This window comes from Staphylococcus equorum (assembly GCF_029024965.1).
GTDB classification, from domain to species: Bacteria; Bacillota; Bacilli; order Staphylococcales; family Staphylococcaceae; genus Staphylococcus; species Staphylococcus equorum.
This window is the reverse complement of sequence record NZ_CP118982.1, coordinates 1,812,288-1,829,964: the sequence shown is the minus strand read 5'-3', so window position 1 is coordinate 1,829,964 and position 17,677 is coordinate 1,812,288. Positions and strand designations below refer to the sequence as shown.

Below are 17,677 nucleotides of genomic sequence, written 5' to 3'. Positions count from 1 at the left end.
CAATATACTTTATGAAAGTACTTGTAATTGGTGCAGGTGGTAGAGAGCACGTAATAGCGCACAAACTAAAGCAATCACCACTTGTTAATGAAATATTTGCAATCCCAGGTAATGACGCAATGTCGAAAGTTGCACAGGTACATAGTGAAATAGCAGAAACAGAACATGAACAAATTGTAGCATTTGCACAACAACACGGTATTACATGGGCAATCATTGGCCCTGAGCAACCTTTAACAGAAGGGTTAACTGACAAATTAGAAGCTGCACAAATAAAAGTATTTGGACCTAATCGAGCAGCAGCACAAATAGAAGGTTCTAAATTATTTGCGAAAGAATTAATGAAAAAATATGATATTCCAACTGCTGAATATACTCAAATTACAAATAAGCAAGATGCATTAACTTATATTCAATCATGTGAATATCCAGTTGTATTGAAAAAAGATGGATTAGCAGCAGGTAAAGGGGTTATCATTGCGGAAAGTTATGAGGAAGCATTATCAGGTGTAGAAGAACTATACCAGGAAGAAGAAGGTATTGTGGTTTTTGAGCAATTTCTTGAGGGTGAAGAATTCTCGTTAATGACTTTCGTAAATAATGACTATGCTGTTCCGTTTGATTGCATAGCTCAAGACCATAAACGTGCGTTTGATGGTGACTTAGGCCCGAACACTGGAGGTATGGGTGCGTATTGTCCTGTGCCTCATATTGAGGATTCTATTATCAAACGAACAAATGATGAAATTGCACAGCCTATTGCAAAAGCATTGGTTAATGAAGGCTACTCATTTTTTGGTGTACTTTACATTGGAGCCATTATTACAGATGAAGGACCAAAAGTGATTGAGTTTAATGCACGTTTTGGCGATCCCGAAGCTCAAGTGCTTTTAACTCGTATGGAAAGTGATTTGATGCAGCATATTTTAGATTTAGAAGCTAAAAAACCAATCCAATTTCAATGGAAAGTAGATTCCGTAGTAGGTGTTATGCTTGCATCTAAAGGTTATCCAGCAAATTATGAAAAGGGTAAAACTGTTTCTGGCTTCGATTTAGATGGTCAATACTTTGTAAGTGGATTAAAAAAAGAACAAGATATATATGTGACATCTGGTGGCCGTGTCATTCTAGCTTTAGGTGAGGGAAAAGATATTGCAAGTGCAAAAGCTAAAGCGTATGAAGCAGTCGATAAAATTAAAAGCAATGCATTGTTTTATCGAAAGGATATTAGTGATAAAGCACTTAAATAGCAATTAAAGTAATTTACAAATGATTATTTTGAATTATATAAATGTAATCAAGAAAATTGAATTAGCTATCAAAAAAACGTTAAGACAAAATGGTTTAAGTTTTGTCTTAACGCTTTTTTATTTAAATTATATGGATAGTAAAGTGATTCAGTAAATACTTGAAATACGCACATCATTAATTCCTGTGATTGGAATATATTGTGCTAGGAAATATGCAACGATTAAAATAGAACTTACAACTACGATTAATAAAAGATCTTTATACGAGAAAGGTGCATAATAATAGTATGTTCTAGGTCCGTCTTTAAATCCTTTTTTCTCCATAGCAACTGACAATTGATGTGCTTTTCTAATGTTTTGACTTAGTAGCGGTATTACAAGGTGTTTTAAACGTTGAAACCCTCTATAATTACGTGAATCAATCATTTGATAGCGCATTTTCAATGATTTTCTGAGTTCGAACAATGAAGTGAACATCAAAGGTACCATTCTAATTGCTGCCATAAAGGCATAAGCTACTTTAGGTTTAACTTTGAGATGTTGCATAAGACTATAGAAAATCATGACGATTTGTGATGTGAAGGCAATTAAAATTCCAAAAAGAGAAACTGTTGTCGTACGCATTGCTAAATGTAGACCACGATATAAACTTTCGGTAGTAATTTGAATAAAGCCTAGCTTAAATATCGTGTGTGTCCCATCACCATAAAAAATCATGAATAAAGCAGATATCAAACTAAAAGTGACAGTAAAGAGTATGAAAACAAAAGTGACCTTGAATTTCAATCCATTAAATAAAAGTAGAAATATCAACATTAATAACGTTATATAGAGCATATAATCAAATTGATGTACAAAGATTACAAAGAAAAACAAAATGACTGCAATTGCTAATTTAGTAATAATGTTGACGTCATCAACAAATGAATAGTGTTTTTTCCACATCTCAAACATAAGTATCACCCTTTAATTCAGTTAATTGATGTTGATCGACATGGAGTCTACGGGTCGGATACCGTGCAATAATTTCTGAATCATGCGTCACCATTACAATCGTTTGTCCATTTTGTATACGGTTTTGGAATAATTTAATAAGGTTAAATGTATTATGGCTATCGAGACCAAAGGTAGGTTCATCAAGTAAAATAAAGTCAGAAGATGAACTTAGTGCAATAGCAACGCTTAGACGTCTTTTTTGGCCTGTAGACAGTTCAAATGGATGCTGTGTTTTAACGGCTTGTAAATTTAGTATTTCAAGCATGTTTTGAGTCTCTCGCTCAGCTTCAACAGTTGAACGGTTTTTATTCTTATATTGAATGTAAATTTCATCATATACAGAATGTGTAATAAATTGTAATTCTGGGTTTTGGTAAACTAAATACATATGCTTTGCGGCGGTTTTAATTTTTGATAGAGTATGATTGTTAAAATACATTTTTCCGTCATATTTAATTAGTTGCATCATCGATTCTAATAAGGACGTTTTGCCACTACCATTTGAGCCAGTAATGGTAATCCATTCGCCAGCATAAATGTTTAATTCTGATATGTTGATCAGTTGCTGTTTACCTCGTTTAATCAAACCGTTTTTAAATTTAAAGCTATCATCTGATTGTTGTGTAGTTGCATCATTTTGTGTTTTTGATGATGGTGGGGCGTATTGCCAAGCATTAGGATGCCAGACACCATATTCTGTTAATAGATGCTCATAGTCATGCAATATCTTATTAGGAGGTGCATCGGCTATTATGGCACCATCATAATTTAATAGAATGACACGATCAACATGTTGCCAAATATGTTCTACTTTGTGTTCTACAATTAACACAGTTTGGTCATGCCAGAATGATTTTATTTTTTGCCATAAATCCGCAGTTGCATCCACATCTAGCATTGCTGTTGGTTCATCTAAGAATAGGGTGTTTGCTTGTTGTAACAAAGTTTCTGCAATTGCTAATTTTTGCTTCATTCCACCACTCAATTGATTAATATGTTGATTTTCATCGACATTTAAATCTACTGCTGACAAGGCAGATTGAATTCGGCTTTCCATTTCATCACGTGGTACGCGCAAATTTTCTAAAACAAAAGCCAGTTCCTCATATACTTTAGGCATACAAAATTGAGTGTCTGGATCTTGAAAAATAACGCCACAATCTTCTTCAATTTGTAATTCATCATATTTCATAGGTAAATCAATTAGATTAGGAACGATACCACTTAAAACGTTTAATAACGTACTTTTACCTGAACCAGAAGGACCTAAGAGCAACACTTTTTCTTTGTTTTTTATATGAAGTGTTAAATTATCAAATATTTTATTATTACTGTTAGGGTATTTTAAGCGTAAATTTTTTGTGACTATCAACTTTATTGCTCCTTATAAATTGTCATAATCGCTCTGAGTTGCAGGTCTGAATAATTTAGTGACACCGGTTTGATCTAAGGCTTTTACAATATAGTAAGATAAAAGTCCAGCCACAACAATTCCACTTATAAGTCGAAATACGATATATAGCATAAGGTTCCAACCAGCTATTTCACCGAGATAACCGTAAGCAAAATCCAAGGGTAAAGTAGATACTGAGGCTAAGAAACCGGCCAACATTGCAACCATTGCTGAGCGAGATTTATATCTGAAAAGTGCAAAGATAAGTTCACATGCTAAACCTTGTATTAAAGCATAAATCATTGTAGCGATATCAAAACGGCCCATAACGATGGTTTCGCCGGCACCTGCAGCAAATTCAGCTAAAATAGCAATGCCTGCTTTAGGAATAATAAGATAAGCTACTATAGCTGCCATAAACCAAGCGCCGTAAGTTAGTTCTTCAAAATGTAGACCTGTAACTTGTAACGCTTTATAGACAAAATTCCAAATATTATAAATGACAGCGAAAACTACTGCTATTAATACAGTTACCAGTATCTCAGAAAGTTTTAATCCTTTGGACATATATATACTCCTCCTATATAAAAAAACGCACAACCTTCTAGAAAGGTGCGCGTTAAATACAGGCATACGGATACCATTTTTTTATAAAAGTATCGCAGTACACTTTCCTACGCTAGTTTAATCTAGATCAGGTTCAAAGGGTTTGAGGGTATACCTCATCTCAGTCACTAAACACCCCTAGTGCGAATGATTATTTAATTTAACTCTAATGTATGATTTTTAATCACTTCTGTCAAGGTTGTAAATGAAATTAATCAAAAATATTATGTATTTAAAATATATTGAGCCTTTCACTATATAAAACACTGTAAATGATTTAAGTTAGACGAAAGGTGAGGGAAGATGACATAAAACTAAAAAAGAGAGCGAAACAGTAATCAAAAATTGACTCTGTAATCTCGCTCCCACAAAGTAGAATAGCTATCAGATAACTACTACTAGTATAATAATTAAGTCTGATATGTTTATATACGTCTAATTTACGCTTTAATTAATCAAATGTATCTTGAATATTTTTTTGCGTTTCTTCGCTATTTTCTTCAGACGAATCTTTTTCATCTTTTAATTTATCTTCAGTTTCTTTAGCTTTTTCAGCTGCTTTTTTATTTAATTCTTCTTTACTCATAAACAAAACACTCCTTCATGTTTTAATCATCTATACAATATAAATACCACGAAGAAAAAGAGGTAAACAAAAGTACTTAAAAAAATGAAGGATAAAACTGTAAAATTAAAAGTAATATTAAATAAATTGTTTAGAGTAAAGGTATATGTGGAAATTTGACTATACAACTAATTTATATCATACTATAGACTTATTTATTGAAATTATTAAAGACAAGAGCTAAATGTTAATATATAATAACTTTGAGGTGAATGGTATGTCTTTTATGAAGAAACACGCTGAGATATTATATAGTTATATTATAGGCATCGTTTCGCTTTTCACAGGTCTCATCATTTTAATTAATTTACCAATGATCCATAAATTAAATGGCAAAGGTAAAATTGATTTACACATTCATAATGTATGGGATTTTATAAACGCATTTTTTGCTGAAATAATTAGGGTAATGAGCAATTACATAGGGGATTTTCCAGTAGTTAGCGCCATTTTAATAATTATATTTGGCATTGGATTAATTATGCTAGGAATTACTTTATTTAGAACAACACGATATGACTACGATATTTCAATATTCTTTTTAGTTATTGGTATTCTATTCTTTATCATAACGCTAATTTTAATGACCCAAGTTTATAGTTTTTTCGCTATTATTTTCGTAATACCATTTGTAATTCACATTGGTTATATCGTTTATAAAGATGAGTTAAATATAGAGCATAGAAAATATCATTATTTATGGATTATTTTCAGTTATGGGTTTAGTTATTTGATAACGCAATTGGTGTTATATGGAAGAATCGAAAGTGATGAAATTATACCAATCGACATCTTAAGTGTTAACACATTTTTCATAATTATGTGGCTACTGGGACAAATGTCAATTTGGAATTTCTTATTCTTAAGAAGATCATTGCCATTAACAAAACAGGAATTAGGCGAAGAAGAACCAGAATTATCAAGAACGAGTAAGGACACTGTAACGAACCAAACGATAGAACGTTGGAAGACTTTACAAGACAAAACGACAGAATTCACACGTAAAACTCGCAGAAGTGTAGATATTCAGAAAGTAAGAGATAAGAAAGATAAATTTATTGAAAAATGGAAGAACATTATTGATATACAAGAAGATGATGTTCCAAATTGGATGAAGAAACCGAAATGGATTAAACCGAGTTATGTAGAATTATTTTGTGGTGCTGTTTTATTATTCTTCACATTAATTGAATTTAATAATAGAAATTCATTATTCGTTTCTGGTAATTGGGAGATTGGCCAAACACAATATGTTATTGAATGGATAACGTTGTTCATCTTAATGATCATCATCATTATTTATATTTTAACGACATTGACGAATTATTTGAAAGGCCGATTTTATTATTTACAATTATTTATGGTAAGTTTATTGTTCTTTAAATTATTCACTGAATTTATGAATATAATGGTTCATGGGCTATTACTTTCAATTTTCATTACACCGATTCTAGTTATGATGTTAATTGCAATTGTGGTAGCGTTTATAATTAAATTGCGAGAACCTTCTAGAGATTAAGAACTTAATACTGTTGTTTGACGAACCTATCTTCCAATTGGTTGGAAGATAGGTTTTTTTATTAAAAAAGATCAATACTTAGTCAAAACGTTTGAGCTAAATGAATATTAATGATGTTACGATGTACTTGAAATGATAAAATAAGTAAGCGACAGATAAATATAAAAAAATAGTAGAAAGGCTGACATAATTTTATGAAAACTGCCACATTAAATAGAGGTAAAGAAACAAAATATTTAAATGAATATCCATTGGTAAGCGAAGATGATATTTACGCACACGATCACTTACACGAAGGAGATTTATTTCAATTATTAAATGATAAAGACCAGTATATTGCAACAGCATATGTTGGACGTCAGCATAAAGGCATCGGTTGGGTATTGAGTTACTCGCGTGATGAAATTGTTAACACACAATTTTTTGAAAGATTATTTGATATTGCGAAAAAAGAACGTGAATATTTTTATAATGTAGAGGGCACAAATGCATTTAGAGTATTTAACGGAGAAGGTGATGGTGTTGGTGGTCTTACAATCGACAATTACAACGGTCATTACTTAGTTCAATGGTATTCTAAAGGTATTTATAAGTTCCGTTATAATATTTTGAGTGCGCTGAAAGCAATATTTGGTTATACGTCAATTTTTGAAAAGTTACGTTTTAAAGATGCTAATGTAGAAGGTGGCTTCGTTGACGGAGATGCACCGGAATTCCCAATTGTCATCGAAGAAAACTTTACATTTTATAATGTGCATTTAAATGATGGGCCAATGACGGGCATCTTTTTAGATCAAAGAGAAGTAAGAAAGAAATTAAAAGACCAATACGCGCAAGATAAAAATTTATTGAATTTATTCAGTTATACAGGGGCATTCTCAGTTGTAGCTGCAGAAAATGCAGAGATGACAACAAGCGTTGATTTAGCTAACCGTTCTCGAGCGCTTACTGAAAGTAATTTCGGTTTAAATTCTATTGACCCAGCGTCACAATACATTTATGTTATGGATACTTTTAATTTCTATAATTATGCTCGTCGTCATGATTTCTTCTACGATACAATTGTTATCGATCCGCCAAGTTTTGCGAGAAATAAGAAAAAAACATTTTCTGTATTAAAAGACTACGATAAATTAATTGTTGGTGCACTCGATATACTTGGACCTGAAGGTACATTGCTATTATGTACAAATAATAGTACGTTTTCACTAAAAGCTTTTAAAAATGTAGTTACAGAAACATTAACTAAAGAAGAAGTGGACTTTGAAATTATTGATGTCATGGGCTTGCCAAAAGATTTTAAGACGCATGCACACTATAAACCTTCAAAATATTTAAAAGCGATTTTTGTAAAAATACAGTAAAGTGTGAAAAAACGGGTATTATTCTTAGTGTATAGAATTTACTAAGGAGTGAACATAATGAGTTTTAAAAATAAAATCACAAATAACGTTACACAAAAAGTAGGAAATAAAGTCTTAAATATAGAAGATATAAATAATAAAGGTAGCATACCAACAACACATAGTGAAATTGAAGAACGTCGCCAACGTGCAGAGGCTTTAGTAAGAAAAAAATCAATGCTATCATCTGGGGTAAGTGTAGTACCTATTCCTGGTTTAGGCTTCAGTGTAGATATTAAACTTATGAAAGATATAATTGAGGACGTAAATAAAATTTATGGTCTTGATCATAAACAAGTTAATACCATGGGAGATGACATGAAAGAGCGTGTGCTAACTACTGCGGCAATTCAAGGCAGCCAATTTATTGGTAAAAAAGTATCAAGTGCTATTCTCAAAGTAGTTATTCGTGATGTAGCGAAACGTACTGCAGCAAAACAAACGAAATGGTTCCCGGTAGTAGGTCAAGCAATCACTGCTTCTATAAGTTATTATTTCATGAAAAAAATAGGTAATGATCATATTCAAAAATGTGAAAAAGTTGCTAAATCACTTGTGTAAAACTACAGCGTTTTCACAAATTGTTAAATAAACGCTGAATATTGTCATGTCATGGGTGCAAGGAATTGAATTTATATATATAATTTGGTAATCTTATTATATAAAACTTTGTTAGGTTTTATAATAAACTAACGATTCTAACTATACGAAGGAGAAATAAATTATGGAACAAAAATCATATGTAATTATCGATGAAACAGGTATTCACGCTCGTCCAGCGACAATGCTTGTTCAAACTGCCTCAAAATTTGATTCAGATATTCAATTAGAATATAACGGTAAAAAAGTTAACTTGAAATCAATCATGGGTGTTATGAGTTTAGGTGTAGGTAAAGATGCTGAAATCACTATCTACGCTGATGGTAGCGACGAAACAGACGCAATCGAAGCAATCACTGAGATTTTATCTAAAGAAGGATTAACTAAATAATATGACTAACTATATAAATGGCATTGCTGCATCTGATGGTGTAGCTATTGCTAAAGCATATTTATTAGTTGAACCAGATCTTTCATATAATAGTGAAAAGATTACAGATATCGACGCTGAAATTGCTAAGTTCAATGACGCCATCGAAACATCTAAAGTTGAGTTAACAAAAATAAGAAATAATGCTGAAAAAAATCTAGGTGCTGATAAAGCAGCGATTTTTGATGCTCATTTATTAGTTTTAGATGATCCAGAGTTAATTCAACCGATTGAAGACAAGATTAAAAATGACCAAGTTAACGCACCAACTGCATTATCTGAAGTAACTGGACAATTCATTACTATATTTGAAAATATGGATAATGAATACATGAAAGAACGTGCTGCTGATATCCGTGACGTTTCTAAACGTGTGTTAGCACATATTTTAGGTGTAGAGTTACCAAATCCTAGTATCATTGATGAAAGCGTTGTTATAATTGGAAACGATTTAACGCCTTCAGATACTGCTCAGTTAAATAAAGAATTCGTACAAGGCTTTGTAACAAATATTGGTGGAAGAACATCACACTCAGCAATTATGAGCCGTTCTTTAGAAATACCTGCGGTTGTAGGTACAAAATCTATTACTGAAGACGTTAAACAAGGCGATATGATTATCGTTGACGGATTAACAGGCGAAGTAATTATTGATCCTACAGATGATGAAGTAATCGCTTATGAAAATAAGCGTGAACGTTTCTTCGAAGATAAAAAGGAATTACAAAAATTACGCAATGAAGAAACAAAAACAATTGATGGTAAACATGCTGAATTAGCTGCAAACATCGGTACACCTAATGATTTAACAGGTGTTATTGAAAATGGTGCAGAAGGTATTGGTTTATATCGTACGGAATTTTTATATATGGGTAGAGATGAAATGCCTACTGAGGATGAACAATTCGAAGCTTATAAAAAAGTTCTAGAAACGATGGAAGATAAACGTGTTGTTGTACGTACATTAGATATCGGTGGCGATAAAGAGTTACCATATCTAAATTTACCTGAAGAAATGAATCCATTCTTAGGTTATCGTGCGATTCGTTTATGTTTAGACCAACCTGATATTTTTAGACCACAACTTCGTGCATTATTACGTGCATCTGTTTACGGTAAATTAAATATCATGTTCCCAATGGTTGCAACAATCAATGAGTTCCGTGATGCTAAAGCATTATTACTTGAAGAAAAAGAAAACTTAAAACAAGAAGGTACAGATGTTTCTGATGATATTGAATTAGGTATCATGGTTGAAATTCCTTCAACTGCTGCATTAGCAGATGTCTTCGCAAAAGAAGTTGATTTCTTCAGTATAGGAACAAATGATTTAATTCAATATACAATGGCGGCTGACCGCATGTCTGAACGCGTTTCTTACTTGTATCAACCATACAATCCTTCAATTTTACGTTTAGTAAAACAAGTGATCGAAGCATCACATAAAGAAGGTAAATGGACTGGTATGTGTGGCGAAATGGCAGGCGACGAAATCGCTATTCCATTATTATTAGGCTTAGGATTAGATGAATTTTCAATGAGTGCTACATCAGTGCTTAAAGCCCGTCGTCAAATCAAAGGTTTAAGCCAAAATGAAATGGAAGAATTGTCACAAAGAGCAATTAATTGTGCAACATCTGAAGAAGTACAAGAACTAGTTGAGCAATATGCTAAATAATAATTGAACATTTGAGTTCGAAAAAAGCTGATAGACCATTTATAGTGGGGCTATCAGCTTTTTTATTTTGCTATAAATTCAAAAAAATTAGAATTAACGTAATAAGTCATTTCATGTTGTTAAACAGTAACTTTGTAATAACACTAAAAATCATATAGTTTAGAAAGTGAAAGATTTACTAATTCAAATGTAGAATGGCTACATTGGTTGATAACTATTCTATATTTAAAGTGTGGTTGATTTTATCAATGTCAATTTGGTACATTGGCTCATTATTCAACAAGATAAAAGGTGTAGCGAAAGCATCATAGTCTATCATTTCATTTCTATATTGGGAATTTGAGATGTTTTTTTCGCTATATGAGACGCCTTTATCTGACAAATAGTTTTTTATGAAAGTACAAGGTGGGCATTCATTTTGCGTATAAATTATTATTTTATCCATTAAAACTCGTCCTTCCTATTTTAAATTCGATATACTTTAATATAAGAAACTTTTTAAATTATTACAAATCTTTGACTTACATGCAAGTGGTCATTAATTTGTCACTATATTTTGAACGCAACTTATTTCAATACAACGTAAAGCAGTTTATAATGAATGAACGTTGTGATTTTTGTCACAAATAAATAAAAAAGGTGATATTATGGATTCAGTTGAATTAGCCCGTTTTTTAACTGCGATGACACTCGCGGTTCATATCATATTCGCAACGATTGGTGTGGGCGTGCCATTAATGTTTGCTGTTGCTGAATTTTTAGGTATAAAAAGAAATGATCCAAAATATATAACATTAGCCAAAAGATGGTCTAAAGGATATACCATTACGGTAGCTGTTGGTGTTGTGACAGGAACAATTATTGGACTGCAATTATCACTATTATGGCCAACCTTTATGCAAATGGGCGGTCATGTTATTGCATTACCATTATTTATGGAAACATTTGCTTTCTTCTTTGAAGCAATTTTCTTAAGTATTTATTTATATACATGGGATAGATTTAAGAGTAAATGGACTCATTTCCTTATTAGTATTCCTGTCATTATAGGTGGTACATTCTCAGCATTCTTCATTACAGCGGTCAATTCATTTATGAATACACCAGCTGGCTTTGAAATGAAGGATGGGAAAATGGTTAACGTCCAACCTTGGGCAGCAATGTTTAACGAATCATTCTTAATTAGATCATTCCACGTTGTTGCTACAGCACTTATGACGATGGCATTTGTACTTGCTGCAATTGCTGCATTTAAATTATTGAAAAATAAATTCAAAAAAGACACAGAATATCATAAAAAAGCATTGAAACTAACGATGATTCTTGGCGTAGTATTTACTTTAGGTTCTATGTTAGCTGGAGATTTATCAGCTAAGTTTCTACATCAAGAGCAACCAGAAAAACTTGCTGCTTATGAATGGCACTTTGAAACAGAGTCCAATGCAGATTTAATATTCTTTGGTAGTTTAGATGAAGAAACACAAGAAGTATCCGGTGCCATAAAAATACCTGGCATACTCAGTTTCTTGGCTGATAATAATACAGACACAGAAGTAAAAGGATTAAATGAGTTTCCAGAAGAACTGCATCCACCGATGATTGTACACTATTACTTTGATATTATGGTTTCTATGGGTGTATTCTGCTTGATTATATCAGGTGCGTTTATATTAACACTTATATTTAAGAAGTTACGCAAATTCACTTATTCAAAACCAATGTTGTATGGTGCATTGTTAACTGGACCAGCAGCAATGATTGCAATAGAAGCTGGGTGGTTCTTAACTGAACAAGGTCGTCAACCATGGTTGGTTCGTGGCTACCTTAAAGTAGCTGATGCTGCAACTCAAGCAGGTGGTTTAACACTCGTGACAATATTATTCGGTATCTTATATATAATATTAATCGTGACTACCGCATATGTATTAATTCGGATGTTCAGTAATAAACCAACATATAAAGATGTAGAAGAAAATACACCAGAAAGAGGTGATGAGTAATGATATTTGCTTATATAGGTATTACAGTACTTGGAATATTCTTATTCTCTTATATTATTATCGCCTCTATTGATTTTGGTGCTGGGTTCTTTACACTTCACGCAAAAGTGACTAAACAAGATAAACAAATTAACCATTTAATAGGTCGTTATTTAAATCCTGTGTGGGAAGTAACAAACGTATTCTTTGTATTCTTTTTCGTTGGCATCGTAGGTTTTTTCCCTGATGCAGCGAAATACTTTGGTACCGTACTACTCGTACCAGCTTCAATTGCATTAATATTACTAACAATTAGAGGTAGTTTTTACGCATTTGAAAATTATGGACCTGATTCAAAACTCATTTGGTTAGCAATGTACGGCTTGTCAGGATTGTTTATTCCAGCTGCGCTTGCTACAACGCTAACAATATCAGAAGGGGGCTTTATTACAGGTTCAGGTGATAATATAGATTTGAACTGGCTTGAATTAGCCTTGAGTCCTTATTCATGGTCTGTCGTATTCTTAGCCGTTATATCAGTGCTATATATTTCTTCAGGCTTCCTTACGTACTATGCTTCAAAAGCTAAAGATAAACCAGCATATGATTTATTAAGATATTGGTTCTTGTTCTGGGGACCGCCGATGATCGCAATTTCATTATTCGTATTTGTATCGTTAAGACTACAAAACGAAGCGCATTTCTTAAGCGCAGTAACTGATTATTGGTGGATGTTCCTACTAAGCTTTATAAGCTTTATAGGTGTCATGGTACTTACATTAATAAAAAAATGGCACGGATTTGCATTTATCCTTGTTATACTACAAATGGCATTTGCATTTTTCGGATATGGCGCCAGCAAAATGCCATACATCTTATACCCATATGTTCGTATAGATGAAGGTGTCGTTAATAGTAACATGGCCATTGCTTTAATTATTGCATTTGTTTTAGGTTTACTTTTACTCATTCCATCGTTAATATTATTATTAAGATTATTTGTTTTCGACAAAGATTATGTTGAAGGAAAAAAATAAATAAATTTTTTAAAATGAGGTAATGATAGTTATTCATTCGCTTGCTTAGGCTGATGAGTAGCTATCTTATCCGTGATTTTTTAAATTGGAGGACGCATATGGACAAAGAGTATGTGGTTATCGGCTTAGGTCGATTCGGTGGCAGTATAGTAAGAGAACTTAATGCATTAGATATGGATGTTATGGCAATTGATATGAATGAAGCACGTGTAAATGAATATAGTGATATTGCCACACATGCTGTCATTGCTGATACAACAGATGAAGCTGTTATGAAAAGTTTAGGCATCAGAAATTTTGATCACGTTATCGTAGCAATAGGTGAGAATATACAATCAAGTACATTAACAACGCTAATTTTAAAAGAGTTAGGTGTTAAGAAAGTAACAGCTAAAGCGCAAAATGATTATCACGCAAAAATTTTGAATAAAATTGGTGCGGATACAGTTGTCCATCCAGAAAGAGATATGGGAAGAAGAATCGCTCACAATGTCGCAAGTGCAAGTGTGTTAGATTATTTAGAACTTGCAGATGAACATTCAATTGTAGAGATTAAAGCGAGCGAAAAAATGGCTGGCCAAACCATTATAGAATTAGATATTCGAGCACAATTCGGGATAAGTATTATTGCTATAAAAAGAGGTAAAGAAATTTTAGTTTCTCCTGATCCTAATATTAGTATTGAAATCGGTGATATATTAATTATGATAGGGCATGATAATGACTTAAATCGTTTTGAGAAAAAAGTAGTTCGCTAACAATGTAATATTGAAGAAGTCTCCAAAATTGGAGGCTTCTTTTTATTATTTCGATTATTATATTGGCAGTGTCAGTGGCTGACTGAACTGAAAATGCGCTTTTATCAATCTTTTAAAGAAATACTACTTCATTTATGAAGGAAAGTGGTTCTTATGCAAGAGTTGAAGTTTTTGTATTCCATTTTCTAGTTAACTTTGCTGGGCTGGGACGACGAAATCTTGTTAGAAAAATTAGATTTCTGTCTCACTCCCACCAGTTGAACTGTTTGAATGCTTAAAAATACAATTGAATGAATATGAAAATAACATCGATATAACAGCTAAAGAAATAAACAAGTATTCAACTTTAATAAAGATTATTAGTTCAAAACCACATAAAAATACTATTAATTAAACGAGGTGTGTTAATAAATGGTAAAAGGGTTAAAAAGTGCTATGTTAAGCAGTAGAAATTATGGAATTGCTTTTATGTAGTAAAATGTTCAGTTTTTATGAAATAGATTAGTCATAGCAAAACAGTCCACACATTGTTTTGACAATGTGTGGACTGTTTATAAGACCTATGATTCAGATGATTGATTTGTTTCATCTTTTTTAGGTTTAGGTTTTGGATTGTTATTGTTATTGTTTTTTTTCTTGTTTTGATTGTTAGGTTTTGGATTTTTTGCTGGTGCTTTCGTGTTGTTGTTTTTAGGTTTGTCATTTTTAGGGCTAGGTTTCTTAGCAAATGATTGGTTGTTATCTTCATTTACTTTCATAATGACTGGTAAGATCATTGGTTTACGTGCAGTCTTTTCAAATAGATAAGGCTGTAACGTTTCAATGATTGACGATTTAATTTGATGCCATTGAATCTCTGGGTTTTGATTTAATTTTGAAATAACATCCGTTTTGATTCTACGTTGTGCATCATAAATCAATTGTCCAGATTCACGCATGTATACAAAACCACGTGAGATAATATCAGGTCCAGAAAGTAGTTTGTTTGTTTTGAAGTCTATACTTACAACAACAATCACTAAACCTTCTTCTGATAATAGTTTACGATCACGAATAACTACATTACCGATATCACCAATACCACTACCATCAACTAATACATTACCTGATGGTATTCTACCAGCTTTTCTAGCAGAATCATGTGTCAGTGCTAAGACATCACCTATATCAAAAATAAATACATTATCTGGTTCAACGCCACACTCAACACCTGATTGACCATGCGCTTTTAGCATACGGTATTCACCATGGATTGGTAAAAAGAACTTAGGACGTAACAGACGTAACATTAACTGTTGATCGCCTTTAGAACCATGACCAGAAGTATGAATATTAGATACTTTATTATGAATAACTTCTGCACCGGCACGATAAAGTGAATTTATTGTGCGATTAATACTTTTCGTATTACCTGGAATAGGTGAAGAACTAAATACAACTGTATCTTCAGGGATGATTTTAATTTGTTTATGCGTACCGTTGGCAATTCTAGATAATGCTGCCATTGGTTCACCTTGAGAACCTGTACATAGAATCAATAATTCATGCTTAGGCACGGTATTAATTTTATTTGGTTCAACAAACGTTTCTGGTGGTGCTTTGATATAGCCTAATTCCATACCAATCTTAATGTTGTTTTCCATTGAACGACCAAATGTAACAATTTTACGGTTGTGTTTAATTGCAGCTTCAACTGCTTGTTGAACACGATAGATGTTTGATGCAAATGTGGCGAATATGATTCGTCCATTACAATCATGGAATATCTTTTCAACATTTTGGCCGACTTCACGTTCACTTAAAGTAAAATCTGGTACAAGTGAATTGGTAGAGTCAGAAAGCAAACAAAGGACGCCTTCTTCACCTAATTTTGCCATTTTAGCTATATTTGCTGGTTCACCAACTGGTGTGAAATCAAATTTGAAGTCACCCGTATGAACAATATTTCCTTCTGGCGTATTAACGATAACACCATATGCTTCTGGAATACTGTGTGTAGTTAAATAGAATGAAACTTCAAAATGTTTAGATTTGATGACACTACTTTCATCAATTTCAATAAGTTTTGCAGTTCTTAATAAATGATGTTCTTCTAATTTATTTCTGATTAAACCTAAAGCTAATGGTCCACCATATATAGGCACATTAATTTGCTTTAATAGGTAGGGCACACCACCTATATGGTCCTCATGTCCGTGAGTGATAAACAGACCAACAATTTTATCTTGGTTCTGCTCTAAATAAGTAATATCAGGAATGACATAGTCAATACCTAATAAATTATCATCAGGGAATTTGATACCTGCATCGATAATAACGATTTCGTCCTGATACTCAACGGCATAAGTATTTTTACCAATTTCGCCTAAGCCACCAAGAGCATAAACCGCAACTTCATTTTTATGAATTTGTTTCATTATTCAGCTTGCTCCACATTGAAGTGATCTGATTGTTTTTCATATTCTAAATGTGCGCCCTCTAATTTAGTAATAAATTCAATGTTAAAATTACGATCTTTTAAATATCTTCTTACTTGTTCTTCTGTTTGTCCTTCAACGTAAATTGTTTGTGTGTGTTCACGTACAATTACTTCTTCTTTGGTTTTTTGAAAAAACACTTTAAATACTGCCATTTTATATATTTCCTCCTAAAATCATGTTTGATTTTTAATTTTTTATATTAAAACCCTAGTAATATAAAAGTTTGAAGTACCCATTGGTTATTTGAAATTAACTGCACTTCTAATTATGCATGGACACTAATACTGTATATAAATAGAACATACTAGTTTTTTGCTTAGTATGTTTCTAGGGAGATCTTCAGTTCGTTCGTTTAGAAAACTACAAACACTATGATTCATATGTTTTCAGTTATTTCTCATTTTACATGATGTAGTAGAATAAATAAAGCAGTTTTATCTTTAGTACCTCTTTTAATAAGTACAAATAATTTCATTTTTATTATAATTAATATTTAATCTGCAAAATCAAATCTTTAGTTATGTAAAAAAGCTGCAAAAAATTATCATAAAACTTGAGTGCACGTTGAAAGTTAATTATGATGAAAGGGAGTTATTATTAATTATAGAAATGATAGATGGGTAAGGGTGATAGAAATGGATCGAGTAAAAAGAATTATAGAAGATGTTAAAAGAGAAAAAAAACGACACGATAAAATATTTCAAGATATAACTTTTGAAATCCGTACAGAACAAGTAATCATGTTTTTTAATTATAATGAAATAATTGATACTGTAAATGGCGATCAAAATTACGTCAAACATAATCATGATCCAGAATTTATAGACATTAAAGAATTAAACGACTTAAAGACAGAACTTAAAAAATTAGATATACCATTTACTGAACGTAGAGATGACTTTATGTAAAAAATGCCGTTAGCT

17 protein-coding genes and 1 riboswitch are annotated in these 17,677 nt (G+C 32.2%); of the genes, 10 read left to right on the top strand and 7 right to left on the bottom strand.

All coding sequences use genetic code 11. The annotated features are described in order from the left end of the window. Positions 1–11 precede the first annotated feature (11 nt). Positions 12–1,250: a phosphoribosylamine--glycine ligase gene (gene purD, locus PYW44_RS08815; RefSeq protein WP_021338643.1), complete on the top strand. Its 1,239-nt coding sequence runs from the start codon at positions 12–14 to the stop codon at positions 1,248–1,250. A gap of 147 nt (positions 1,251–1,397) precedes the next feature. Here the strand turns inward: purD and PYW44_RS08810 are convergent, their stop codons facing one another. The 4 genes from PYW44_RS08810 to graF form a co-directional block, all read right to left on the bottom strand. Further along, on the bottom strand, positions 1,398–2,204 hold the full coding sequence (locus PYW44_RS08810; protein ID WP_021338644.1) for an energy-coupling factor transporter transmembrane component T family protein: 807 nt from the start codon (positions 2,202–2,204) through the stop codon (positions 1,398–1,400). Beyond that, the gene (locus tag PYW44_RS08805) at positions 2,197–3,618 is read right to left on the bottom strand and encodes an ABC transporter ATP-binding protein (protein ID WP_021338645.1); all 1,422 of its coding nucleotides are present in this window, start codon (positions 3,616–3,618) and stop codon (positions 2,197–2,199) included. The genes PYW44_RS08810 and PYW44_RS08805 overlap by 8 nt, the downstream gene beginning before the upstream one ends. A gap of 12 nt (positions 3,619–3,630) precedes the next feature. Continuing rightward, entirely contained in the window at positions 3,631–4,206 is a 576-nt protein-coding gene (locus PYW44_RS08800) for an ECF transporter S component (protein ID WP_002508020.1), read from the bottom strand. 87 nt (positions 4,207–4,293) lie between these two features. Further along, positions 4,294–4,395: riboswitch (TPP riboswitch) on the bottom strand. A 301-nt stretch (positions 4,396–4,696) separates the two neighbouring features. Continuing rightward, on the bottom strand, positions 4,697–4,831 hold the full coding sequence (gene graF / locus PYW44_RS08795) for a glycopeptide resistance-associated protein GraF (RefSeq protein ID WP_002508019.1): 135 nt from the start codon (positions 4,829–4,831) through the stop codon (positions 4,697–4,699). A 256-nt stretch (positions 4,832–5,087) separates the two neighbouring features. Here graF and auxA point away from each other — a divergent pair, with 256 nt between their 5' ends. The 5 genes from auxA (at position 5,088) to ptsP (ending at position 10,500) form a co-directional block, all read left to right on the top strand. Next, positions 5,088–6,389: a lipoteichoic acid stability factor AuxA gene (gene auxA / locus PYW44_RS08790; RefSeq protein WP_002508018.1), complete on the top strand. Its 1,302-nt coding sequence runs from the start codon at positions 5,088–5,090 to the stop codon at positions 6,387–6,389. Between the two features lie 194 nt (positions 6,390–6,583). Next, the gene (locus tag PYW44_RS08785; protein WP_002508017.1) at positions 6,584–7,753 is read left to right on the top strand and encodes a class I SAM-dependent rRNA methyltransferase; all 1,170 of its coding nucleotides are present in this window, start codon (positions 6,584–6,586) and stop codon (positions 7,751–7,753) included. Between the two features lie 57 nt (positions 7,754–7,810). Continuing rightward, positions 7,811–8,353 carry a hypothetical protein gene (locus tag PYW44_RS08780; protein WP_021338646.1) on the top strand — a complete coding sequence of 181 codons (543 nt, stop codon included), beginning with the start codon at positions 7,811–7,813 and terminating at the stop codon, positions 8,351–8,353. Positions 8,354–8,516: 163 nt separating this feature from the next. After that, positions 8,517–8,783, top strand: a complete 267-nt coding sequence (locus PYW44_RS08775; protein WP_002508015.1) for a phosphocarrier protein HPr — start codon at positions 8,517–8,519, stop codon at positions 8,781–8,783. Position 8,784: 1 nt separating this feature from the next. Then, positions 8,785–10,500: a phosphoenolpyruvate--protein phosphotransferase gene (gene ptsP / locus PYW44_RS08770; protein ID WP_002508014.1), complete on the top strand. Its 1,716-nt coding sequence runs from the start codon at positions 8,785–8,787 to the stop codon at positions 10,498–10,500. A gap of 214 nt (positions 10,501–10,714) precedes the next feature. Here the strand turns inward: ptsP and PYW44_RS08765 are convergent, their stop codons facing one another. Beyond that, a complete protein-coding gene (locus PYW44_RS08765; protein ID WP_002508013.1) occupies positions 10,715–10,945 on the bottom strand; it encodes a glutaredoxin family protein in 231 nt (76 codons plus the stop codon). A 202-nt stretch (positions 10,946–11,147) separates the two neighbouring features. Between PYW44_RS08765 and PYW44_RS08760 the strand changes: the two genes are divergently transcribed. The 3 genes from PYW44_RS08760 (at position 11,148) to PYW44_RS08750 (ending at position 14,274) form a co-directional block, all read left to right on the top strand. Continuing rightward, a complete protein-coding gene (locus tag PYW44_RS08760) occupies positions 11,148–12,500 on the top strand; it encodes a cytochrome ubiquinol oxidase subunit I (RefSeq protein WP_115076014.1) in 1,353 nt (450 codons plus the stop codon). After that, entirely contained in the window at positions 12,500–13,516 is a 1,017-nt protein-coding gene (locus PYW44_RS08755; protein WP_021338647.1) for a cytochrome d ubiquinol oxidase subunit II, read from the top strand. The genes PYW44_RS08760 and PYW44_RS08755 overlap by 1 nt, the downstream gene beginning before the upstream one ends. 98 nt (positions 13,517–13,614) lie before the next feature. Next, positions 13,615–14,274, top strand: coding sequence for a potassium channel family protein (locus PYW44_RS08750; protein WP_002508010.1), 660 nt, complete (start codon positions 13,615–13,617; stop codon positions 14,272–14,274). A 560-nt stretch (positions 14,275–14,834) separates the two neighbouring features. On the opposite strand, the gene rnjA is transcribed toward PYW44_RS08750, so the two are convergent. Continuing rightward, positions 14,835–16,691 (bottom strand): ribonuclease J1, encoded by a 1,857-nt coding sequence (gene rnjA, locus PYW44_RS08745; RefSeq protein ID WP_021338648.1) that lies wholly within the window; start codon positions 16,689–16,691, stop codon positions 14,835–14,837. After that, entirely contained in the window at positions 16,691–16,906 is a 216-nt protein-coding gene (locus tag PYW44_RS08740) for a DNA-dependent RNA polymerase subunit epsilon (RefSeq protein WP_002508008.1), read from the bottom strand. The genes rnjA and PYW44_RS08740 overlap by 1 nt, the downstream gene beginning before the upstream one ends. A gap of 483 nt (positions 16,907–17,389) precedes the next feature. Between PYW44_RS08740 and PYW44_RS08735 the strand changes: the two genes are divergently transcribed. After that, positions 17,390–17,662, top strand: coding sequence for a hypothetical protein (locus PYW44_RS08735; protein ID WP_021338649.1), 273 nt, complete (start codon positions 17,390–17,392; stop codon positions 17,660–17,662). The last annotated feature ends 15 nt before the right edge of the window (positions 17,663–17,677 follow it).